The organism is Mucilaginibacter sp. P1_D10, from assembly GCF_056406215.1.
In genome coordinates this window covers 66588-76525 of record NZ_JBFUAP010000023.1, presented here as the reverse complement: position 1 = coordinate 76525, position 9938 = coordinate 66588, and the positions used below count along the sequence as shown (strand labels likewise).

The 9938-nt window shown below is 44.3% G+C and carries 12 protein-coding genes; 5 read left to right on the top strand and 7 right to left on the bottom strand.

The genetic code is table 11. The features are described from left to right. Nucleotides 1-72 precede the first annotated feature (72 nt). Nucleotides 73-894 (bottom strand): thymidylate synthase, encoded by an 822-nt coding sequence (locus AC1DYT_RS25225; protein WP_477472260.1) that lies wholly within the window; start codon nt 892-894, stop codon nt 73-75. 170 nt (nt 895-1064) lie between these two features. Here AC1DYT_RS25225 and ispE point away from each other — a divergent pair, with 170 nt between their 5' ends. Beyond that, nucleotides 1065-1871 (top strand): 4-(cytidine 5'-diphospho)-2-C-methyl-D-erythritol kinase, encoded by an 807-nt coding sequence (gene ispE / locus AC1DYT_RS25220; RefSeq protein WP_477472259.1) that lies wholly within the window; start codon nt 1065-1067, stop codon nt 1869-1871. A gap of 89 nt (nt 1872-1960) precedes the next feature. Here the strand turns inward: ispE and AC1DYT_RS25215 are convergent, their stop codons facing one another. From AC1DYT_RS25215 to AC1DYT_RS25195, 5 genes are all read right to left on the bottom strand, one after another. After that, on the bottom strand, nt 1961-2239 hold the full coding sequence (locus tag AC1DYT_RS25215; RefSeq protein ID WP_477472258.1) for a LapA family protein: 279 nt from the start codon (nt 2237-2239) through the stop codon (nt 1961-1963). 881 nt (nt 2240-3120) lie between these two features. Beyond that, nucleotides 3121-4023, bottom strand: a complete 903-nt coding sequence (locus AC1DYT_RS25210; protein WP_477472257.1) for a DMT family transporter — start codon at nt 4021-4023, stop codon at nt 3121-3123. Further along, the gene (locus AC1DYT_RS25205; RefSeq protein ID WP_477472256.1) at nt 4024-5139 is read right to left on the bottom strand and encodes an LptF/LptG family permease; all 1116 of its coding nucleotides are present in this window, start codon (nt 5137-5139) and stop codon (nt 4024-4026) included. Continuing rightward, the gene (gene tgt / locus AC1DYT_RS25200) at nt 5140-6270 is read right to left on the bottom strand and encodes a tRNA guanosine(34) transglycosylase Tgt (protein ID WP_477472255.1); all 1131 of its coding nucleotides are present in this window, start codon (nt 6268-6270) and stop codon (nt 5140-5142) included. It lies immediately after the preceding gene. Nucleotides 6271-6314: 44 nt separating this feature from the next. Then, nucleotides 6315-6395, bottom strand: coding sequence for a hypothetical protein (locus AC1DYT_RS25195; protein ID WP_477472262.1), 81 nt, complete (start codon nt 6393-6395; stop codon nt 6315-6317). A 138-nt stretch (nt 6396-6533) separates the two neighbouring features. Between AC1DYT_RS25195 and AC1DYT_RS25190 the strand changes: the two genes are divergently transcribed. Next, nucleotides 6534-6983 (top strand): DUF6934 family protein, encoded by a 450-nt coding sequence (locus tag AC1DYT_RS25190; RefSeq protein WP_477472254.1) that lies wholly within the window; start codon nt 6534-6536, stop codon nt 6981-6983. Nucleotides 6984-7010: 27 nt separating this feature from the next. After that, entirely contained in the window at nt 7011-7172 is a 162-nt protein-coding gene (locus tag AC1DYT_RS25185; RefSeq protein WP_477472253.1) for a hypothetical protein, read from the top strand. A 279-nt stretch (nt 7173-7451) separates the two neighbouring features. Here AC1DYT_RS25185 and AC1DYT_RS25180 read toward each other — a convergent pair whose 3' ends face one another. Continuing rightward, nucleotides 7452-8888, bottom strand: a complete 1437-nt coding sequence (locus AC1DYT_RS25180; RefSeq protein WP_477472252.1) for a DUF1593 domain-containing protein — start codon at nt 8886-8888, stop codon at nt 7452-7454. Between the two features lie 126 nt (nt 8889-9014). Between AC1DYT_RS25180 and AC1DYT_RS25175 the strand changes: the two genes are divergently transcribed. Together AC1DYT_RS25175 and AC1DYT_RS25170 are read left to right on the top strand one after the other, a co-directional pair. Continuing rightward, nucleotides 9015-9215, top strand: a complete 201-nt coding sequence (locus tag AC1DYT_RS25175) for a hypothetical protein (protein ID WP_477472251.1) — start codon at nt 9015-9017, stop codon at nt 9213-9215. 238 nt (nt 9216-9453) lie between these two features. After that, on the top strand, nt 9454-9822 hold the full coding sequence (locus AC1DYT_RS25170; protein ID WP_477472250.1) for a hypothetical protein: 369 nt from the start codon (nt 9454-9456) through the stop codon (nt 9820-9822). Nucleotides 9823-9938 lie beyond the last annotated feature (116 nt).

The following is a 9938-nucleotide window of genomic DNA, read 5'->3' as shown; positions in this document are numbered from 1 at the left end:
CCCAATGACCCAATGACCCAATGACCCAATGACCCAATGACCCAATGACCCAATGACCCAATGACCCAATGATTACACCGCCACTACGCCCTTGATATGAGGATGCGGCTCATAATTCTCCAAAGTGAAATCCGCAAACTTAAAGCCAAAAATAWCTTTCACCTCCGGGTTGATCTTCATCGTCGGCAATGGCTTCGGCTCGCGGCTTAATTGCAGGCGGGCTTGCTCCAGGTGGTTGTTGTAGATGTGGGCATCGCCAAAGGTGTGAATGAAGTCGCCATAGTCGAGGTCGCATACCTGGGCCATCATCATCGTAAGCAGCGCGTAGGAGGCAATGTTGAAAGGCACGCCTAAAAATATATCGGCACTGCGCTGGTAAAGCTGGCAAGAGAGTTTTCCTTTTGTTTCGCCTTTGGCGGCATCTGCGGGCTGCACGTAAAACTGGAACAGGCTATGGCAGGGTGGGAGTGCCATCTGGTTAACATCCGCAACGTTCCAGGCCGATACCATAATGCGGCGCGAATCGGGATTGTTCCTGAGCGTATTTACCACCTGGGCAATCTGGTCTATGTGGCCGCCATCGGGCGTGGGCCAGCTACGCCATTGGTAGCCATACACCGGACCGAGGTTGCCATCGGCATCGGCCCATTCGTCCCAAATGCGCACACCGTTATCTTTTAGATACTGGATGTTGGTATCGCCGGTTAAAAACCAAATCAGCTCGTGGATGATGGATTTGAGGTGGAGCTTTTTGGTGGTCACCATCGGGAAGCCATCCTGCAGGTTAAAACGCATCTGGTAGCCAAATACGCTGAGGGTGCCGGTGCCGGTGCGGTCGTGCTTTTGCGCGCCGGTATCCATCACGTGCTGCATCAGGTCGAGGTATTGTTTCATGTCGGTTGCTTGAATCGGGTGAGCGGTTGCCTGGCGGATAGTTTGGCCGGTAGTACCAATGAACTAATGAACCAGTGAACCAATGAACTTTTAAAAACACAAAGAAAAATAATCTAATTTTGGTATCCTACCGATGTGCAAAAATACACCGGTTGTTAATCAAATTCTAAATGATCGTATTTCCGAACGCAAAGATAAACATAGGCCTCAATATCACCGAACGCCGGCCCGATGGCTACCACAACCTGGAGACCGTTTTTTACCCCATCAAAATAAACGACGTGCTGGAAGTGATAGAGGCGGACGAGCTGAGCTTCGACTATTCCGGGTTGGATATCCCGGGCGACCTTAACGACAACCTTTGCGTCAAAGGCTACCATTTGCTGAAGAAGGATTTCCCGAAATTGCCGCCGGTAAAAATCCACCTCCACAAAAATATCCCGATAGGCGCGGGGCTGGGCGGCGGCTCCAGCGATGCGGCGTTTTTTATTAAGCTGATGAACGAGAAATTCGGCCTGGGTTTGTCGGCCGATGCGATGATGGATTATGCCCGTGTGCTGGGTGCCGATTGTGCGTTCTTCATAGAAAGCAAGCCGGTTTTCGCATTCGACAAAGGAGATGAGTTTGAGACGGTGAAATTAGACCTCTCGGCGTACAAAATTGTTTTGGTGATGCCAGATGCCCATGTCTCCACTGCTGAGGCCTACAGGGGCGTAAAACCGGCCCCTGTGAAAGAATCGTTATACGAGCTGATAAAAACGCCCATAGCGAATTGGAAACGCCATATTAAGAACGATTTTGAGGGTCATATCTTCCGCGACAACCCCGTTATCCGTGGCGTAAAAGCAGAGCTGTACGAACACGGTGCGCTGTACGCCAGTATGAGCGGGAGCGGAGCCTCCGTTTTCGGGATATTCGATACCCTGCCAGACCTTAGCGGGATGGAGGCCGACAACCAGGTTTTTTACGACGTTTAGGCTTCCGAAGCGCTTCAAAGAAAACCAAAGAAAAGCACCGATTTTTCTCCGATTTTCTCGGGTAAAATGAGGTGTTTTTGCTGTAAACTTCAATCGATATAATCCCTATCCTCGTCGCTTAGTGTACGGGGTTTTGGTTTTTCTTCCTCGTCTTCATCGTAGCCGGCGTGGTTGTATTTACTGCGGCCGGGGCGGCCAACCAGGTAGCCTAAAATAAAAGTGGCTACGCCGACAATCAGCATCATCGTGATTTTAGAAACGTACATGGTAGAGAACAAAACCGTGAACTGTACCTTATCCAGGTTTTGCATAAAAACGATGGTGAGCAAAATTGCGATGATGAGCACTACGATGGTTTTTATTCTCATGGCTTAAAGTTGTTTATGGTTACCACAAGATGCGATTTTTTTGACCGGTTTTAAAATCGGTTTTCTATAGGGCCGAAACCCGTTTGATAAGGAGGGTTGAGGCAAGGCCAAAATCTTGGGTCTTATTGCTGCCTTTTTTTTCGCCTCGCCCGCACGCGAAAATCTTACCCCTTAACCTCGCCTGATTTTTGCCTCGTCCATTGCGTGGTGAGGCTTCCATTGTTTCCCGTGAGATTTCCTAGGAGCCGAGTTCTTTAAAAATAGGACACGATTACTACCGATTTTAAAGGTCGATTTTCTGCCCGGAAAATCAATTCAGTATGCCTGGGCAGTACTCCTGCGATTTCTAATTTACTCTCTATTTTGCATCCGGTACACTTACTTAAATGGCGGCCGTCAAAATAGACGCTTGAATTTTTTAGTTATATAAGGTATTGTAAGTAGGTCATTTTTATAACAATGAATTCATATTTTGATGTTGCTGTCAATGCGTGCTATTTTTTTTAGTATGTTAAAATTTTAGAGTCTTGTTTTATCTCAATTATAACATGATATGAAGCTTATAACAATTTGATTTTAAGTATAATATTTATTTAGATAAATGCTATGTTTTAAAATATAATCCAATTTTAAGACTTATAATTTGGCTGAATGCCACTCATAAAGCTGTTTTGGTGAATATTTGCTTCAATACACTATCAAAAAATTGGATTTTGCGCGTGTAGAAATTAGCCGAGCCTTGACGAGCTATTCCCCGTCGGGAAATTTGGATGCCTCAGAGGGGCTAAAAACGGCTTCTTATTGGAGGCGCACTTAGCCCCTACCCTATGGGGTAAGGAAGGTGTTTTAATGAAAAGCAGGAGGAAATATTAGCTCGAGGATTACTTGTTCCTGCGCCTGGCAATCTGCTTTTGGGCTACGGGATAAAGGAAGATAGTGGATAGGATGATGACCGCGCCGATCCAAAAACCGGGGGTTACCCGGTTCCTGTCGCCCAGGAAAAGGAAGGCCATGATGATGCCGTAAACAGGCTCCAGGTTTGTGATGAGCGCTACGCGGAACGCCGAAAGCTCACGCATTACCGATACCCCCGCCACGTAAGCCAGCGAGGTGCACACCGTGCCCAGCAGCACCAGGTACCCGATATCAGATAGTTTCGGGATACTGAAATTAGCGAAACCGCCGGTTGCCAGCAGGTAAATACTTATCCATACGAAGGCCCCTGAAAGCTCGTAAAATGCTATAACGGGAGCCTCGTAAGTCTTTACGAAACGCGAATTGATGATAGCAAAAAGGGCGGCCAACACGGCGCTGGCGAGCCCTGCTATGATGCCCTTAGTGTATTGTGTTTCGAATTTAAAAATCAAAATAATGCCGATGATAATTAAAAACCCGGCTACGATTTCCATTTTGGAGACGCGCGTTTTGTTGATGAGCGGCTCGAAAATGGCGGTGAAAAGTGTGATGGAAGAGAGGCAAACCAACGTCACCGGAACAGTAGAAAGTTTGATGGAAGCGAAGAAAAGTATCCAATGGCCACCCACTAAAGCCCCTGTAAAGGCCATTTTTACCAGTGTTTTTCGGAGGATTTTCGGTGTTTTTCTTTGAAAAATAAGGAAAAAAAACAAGGAAATCGCGGCAATTCCAACCCTGTACCACACCAAATTTACGGCAGATATGGTGATTAACTGGCCAAGGATGCCGGTAAATCCCCATACGAAAACCGTAAAATGGAGGATGACGAGGTTCTTATTTAAGGTTGGGTTGGCGGTTTTTTCGGGCATTTATTTGGGCGCTTTCAGTATCAATACTATGCCCAATATACCAAAAACTATGTTAGGAATCAGCACTGCGATCAAGGGTTCGAAGCCGCCTTTGACGGCGAAAACCAACGCGAACCGGTTCACTACGATGTACACGAAACAGATGAAAATGCCTATCCCGAGGGGTAACCCCACGCCGCCACGCACCTTGCGTGAGGAGATGGCAACCGCAATTACACACAGCACGAAAGAGGAGAACGGCTCTACAAAGCGGCGGTATTTTTCAAACTGCATGTCAATTAAAGCACCCGTGCCGCGCAGCTTTTCTTTCTCTATAAGCGTGTTCAAAACCTTCAAACTCATGCCTCCATACACGTTGCTGTTTACGTTATCGTGCACCTCAAAATCGATTGGGCGCATGTCTAAAACGGTATCGATAGGCGACCCGTTAGAGATGAATTTTTCCTTTAAACCGTTTACATAACGTATAGATGGGCTGATGATACGCCACTTGGTTTTCACGGTATCGAACTGTATGCTGGGTGCTGTGAGCCGCATTTTCAGCTCGTCGCCATCAAATTTTTCCAGCATAAACTGGTAACCGATGTGCACCTGGGGGTCGTACGATTGCAGGAAAACGAAGGTGTTTTTGTCCAGCTGGATGTGTACTTCGCTCTTGGTAGGGTCATCTCCGATGAAGAAATATTTACTTTCGAAGTCTACTTTAAGCTTGTTGGTGAATGGGATTACGAAGATATTGGCCAGTATAGATACGGTAAATATAACCGTTGCCGACACCATATAGGGCCTCATGAAACGATAGAAACTAGCCTTGCTTGTGAGGATGGGGACTATCTCCGTTTGATTGGCCATCTTGGCCGTAAAGAAAATAACCGCCAAGAAATTGATGAGCGGCGATAGCATCATCATATAAAACGGCACGAAACCGGCGTAGTATTTAAAGATAATATCGTTTAAAGTGGCGTTTTTTCCCAGGAAATTATCCAGGTGTTCTGATACATCGAACACGATGGAAATAGCCATAAAAATGCCCAGGGTGAATATAAATGTACCCAGGTATTTCTTGATGATATACCAATCGATGGTTTTTAAGTACCGGTCTAAAAACTTCCTCATTTACAAGCGTTGGCCTAAGCGGCTCACCATAATTTTCTTCCAGTGGTAAAACTCCCCGCTGATGATTTTATTGCGCGCCTCGGTTACCAGCCACAGGTAAAAATGCAGGTTGTGCAGGGTGGCTATCTGCGCGCCCAGCATCTCGCCCGAGTGTATAAGGTGCCTTAAATAGGCCTTGGTATATTGCGTGTCGGCGTACAAATCGCTATCGGCTTCTATGGGCGAGAAGTCGTTTTCCCATTTTTTATTGCGCATATTCAGGATGCCATCTTTGGTAAAAAGCATGCCATTGCGGGCATTTCGGGTTGGCATAACGCAGTCGAACATGTCAATCCCGAGGGCGATATTCTCTAAAATATTCACGGGCGTACCCACGCCCATCAGGTATCGCGGCTTGTTTTGCGGCAATATATCGCACACAATTTCCGTCATAGCGTACATCTCTTCGGCCGGTTCGCCAACTGATAAACCGCCTATGGCGTTGCCTTCGCGCCCGAAAGAAGCAATCACTTCGGCCGACCGCACACGCAAATCCTTATAAACAGAACCCTGCACAATTGGGAACAAAGTTTGGTTATAACCGTACTTAGGCTGGGTATTATCGAACCTGTAGCAGCAGCGTTTAAGCCAGCGATGCGTCATTTCAATGGAGCGTTTTGCGTAGTTATAATCGCAGGGATAGGGGGTGCATTCGTCGAAAGCCATGATGATATCGGCACCAATTACGCGCTGTATATCCATCACATTTTCGGGTGTAAACAGGTGTTTAGAGCCATCCACATGCGAGCGGAAAGTAACGCCTTCCTCCTTTATTTTGCGAACATCCGTAAGCGAATACACCTGGTAGCCGCCACTATCGGTTAAAATAGGGCCATCCCAGCCGTTGAATTTATGCAATCCTCCGGCGCCCTCTATAATATCCAGGCCCGGGCGCAGGTATAAATGGTAGGTGTTTCCTAATATAATCTGGGCCTTAATATCATTCTTAAGTTCGCGCTGGTGCACGGCTTTTACCGTGCCCGCGGTACCAACCGGCATAAAAATGGGCGTTTGTATCACGCCATGGTCGGTTGTCAGTTCGCCCGCGCGGGCTTTGGATAGGGGATCTTGAGCTGTTAAAGTAAATTCCATTAATCCCGCAAAATTAGTGATTTAGGTTGAAAGCGAGGTAGGGCTTAGCGTGGTTTAATCGTCAGGAATACGCGTTTGTACCTTGATAATGCAGGCTTACCTTTGTCTGCTACTTTCAGTATGATTTGAGCGGTTTGCTTTCACGTAAGGCGTAATTGTCCAATCTATCCATGCCGCAAAATCGTTCCGAAACTCATTGCATCAGCAATCTATTTGTGTTTTATCATTAAATTTGAGGAATCAACCTACAACATTATCAATTAATGAATTTAGAACGATATCCTTACTACGCAACAAACGACGCTCAAGAGTACACTTTTTACAGTGAAGGTCCGAGAGGATCGATAAAGAAGATTGTTAAATTTGTTAAAGTTCGGGATAATCCTACTGTCTATAATTTGGGTTTCGGCGATGAAGACCCATTGACCGGTATGATCGACGATTTGGCAATAACAGATAATAAAGATAGAGATAGGATTTTGGCAACAGTTGCCACCACAATCAATGAATTTTGCGACCATTATGGTAACCATTACATCTATGCCGAAGGTAATACGCCTGCGAAAACCAGGCTATATCAAATGAGTATAGGACGCATGTTAAACGAAATTAAGCCTAATTTTGAAGTGTACGGGTTTCGAGAGGATGTGTTGGAACATTTCCAATTGAATGTTAACTATGAGGCATTTCTTGTGAAAAGGAAAGAAAAATAGTAAATTTGATAGAGTAAAGTTAAAGTTATGCCAGAAACGAAAAAAATGCCTTACCAAAAAGGATTTGGTAAACCAGTGGCAATCATCGGTGAGAGTAGCCATGATAATGATCCATTTTTTATTGAAAAGCTTGAAAAAGCTAAGAAGCGGCTTGCCAATGTCACTTTTCCTATTGAGATAAAAAAGTAAAATTAGACAGTTATAAATGCTTTGGAAAACGGCAAACTAATATTAGCCTGTGTTTCCATTATTGGTGAAAAGGATTTAAATGCATGAAAGCTGCAAATAAATTAAATTTCTTAAACATTTAAATAAATTATATCGGAATCGCCCTATGTCGACATAAAACACAAATGGCCGGGAGATTTCCCGGCCGTTTGTATTTTATTAGCATTAAGTAAATGTTTGATATTGCGCTGTTGATGTAATTCCATTAATCCAGCAAGATTAGTGAAAGCGACGTAAGCCTTAACGTGGTTTAATCGTCAGGAATACGCGTTTATACCTTGATAATGCGGGCTTACCTTTATCTGTTACTTTCAGGATAAATTGGGTTGTTTCCGTTGTTTTTACCTCGGGTGCTAACAGGAAAATTTTATATAAATTTTCTGCCACGAGGATTTTTACCGGTGTTTTTAGCGTGCCTGTTTCTGCGTACTGAAACCATAAATAGCTTAGGTTATCGCCATCCGGATCGGTTGTGCCGCTTGCATCGAGCGAAAAAATTTCGCCGGCTGTTACTGTAATAGCCGTTGAATGCCCTAATGCAGGCACCGGTGGGTGGTTTGCGCCACGGTAAGGCTTGGTTGTCCAATCCATCCGGGCCGCAAAATCGTTCTGATAATCATCGCGCCAGCGCCAGATGGTTGCCCAGTTATCATGAAAAGATACCGTATCATTACGCACAGCACGGCCATAATTGTTAAAAAGCACGGGTGTATAACTATCCGCAGCATTCGTAAAAATGGGCCTTGTTTCGGATTCTATCGGTACGCCGCCGGTAAAACCTTTTGCATCAAAGTCGGCCAGGTTAGGCTTATAAAGTTCGTAACGGCCGCCCCATCCACCCCATTCCGGATGATTTGGCACGTTTAGCCCGTTTGGTATCAGCGATAGCCATGAGGGAGTATCGCCCTCCATTGTATAGGCAACATCGGGATAAAGTGCACCCAGCGGCCCCTTGCCTTGTTGGATATTATCGGCTATCCATCTATTGCTAATCGTTTCGTTATTTGCACCATCCACAGCCTTGCTCATGGCCAGCCAGGTGGCTTTTCCGTATCCGCCGGGGGTAACGATATAGAACAATTCGGGAAAGTTATTCCGGATCCAAATACCGCTATCGTCCTGGTCGGAGATGGTGTAAACGCGCAGTTTGGCAACCATTTTCTTCATGGTTGCCACGTCGTTAGAATTTTTAAGCGTATATAATGCCTGCGCCAAAGTGTTGGCGCCGCCCCATACCGAGATCCATAATGGGCGGGGATCGTTTTGTTTCAGTTCTCTTATTATCCAATCAGAGCCCGCAGAATTTTTCCCGGCGCCCGTAGCATTTAAGCCATAGCCGGGTTGCCCTTTTTTTACCAGCATACTTAATTTTTGCGCATCGGGGTAAGCCGGGTCGTGCTTCCGCAGGTTTGGCAATACCTTATTATATACACTAATTATTTTTTGGATGGATTCGGGCACTATCCACGCTTTTTGATGGACTGATGTGGTTGCAATTAAGCCCTTTATATCAATATCATTACTATAAAGCAGCAAGCGTATAAGGCTCTGCGTATCGTCGGCATCCGCTTCGATATCGGTAAGCACAATTACCCTGTTTTTGGGTTCTTGCTGTGCCTTGGCAATAGTAATAACAAAAAGGCAGAGTAGCGTTAGTGCAGTTTTAAACGGATTCATAAATGAAGGTTGGCGGCTAATTGGTTGTTTACGCTAAGGTAGTGTTTTTAAGACGGTAAGAGTATGTTGAAGATGACTTTACAATTGAGGGAGCCTTTTTGGTTAAGAGAAAATAAATGAATAAATTTGATTATAAAAGAAGTACAAACTATGCCAACACTAAAGAATCCGGTAAAGCAAGGCGGCTTTTATGAAGACGGCGTTGTAAGTGATAAAGTGAAAGATAGGAGTAATGACCCTTTTTTTATAAAGAAAGATGAGCAAGCTAAAGAGTTTATACGCAAAAATGGCTTGAAAGGATTGCCTGAGGAGCATCAAAAAAAGTAGAATATTGCTTTATGCCAGAATTAAAAAAAGTAAATACTATAATTGGATTTGGTGAACCTATTATAGATAATACCATGAAGACTCATGAAAATGGCCCTGTTTTCATCAAACAGGCAGAGCGTGCCAAAGAATTCCTCCGCCTACACTCTATACCGGATTGGATGCTGAAAAAGCACGATAATAAATAACCATTAACGGCCAGGAATTTCCTGGCCGTTTGTCTTACCCCTAACCTAGTATGAAATTAGTAGATTTATATTCCGAACTTTATGAAGGAGAATTGGAAGCTATTTTAATAGAAAAGGATGCTTCTGATAATATAATTTATAAGTTACGATTGTGGCAGGCGGATTTTAGCAGCATAATTGGTTGGATTCCCTACAATGAATCAACACATCCGGAAAATTTAGCCCGCATTTTCAATAGAGATTTGGATTGGGGACAGGATTTTTCTCAGGTTAATAGATTGCAGGAGTTTTATGAACAACTGCTTATGATTGTAAATGAAGTTCGTCAGGAAGATTTTTATCTATTTGATGCTGTCAAGCAGATTTGCGAGGATACGCTTAAAAAAGGAAACAGGCTTTTTATAAAGTGGTATGATTAAAGCTATGAGTAATGTTTAAAGTTAACTAAATGCTATGTTAAATACGTCGTAACTTCTTAGCGACAATATTCGAAGAGGTAAATTAACAACAATGCAATTAACTTGCTAACAATCCT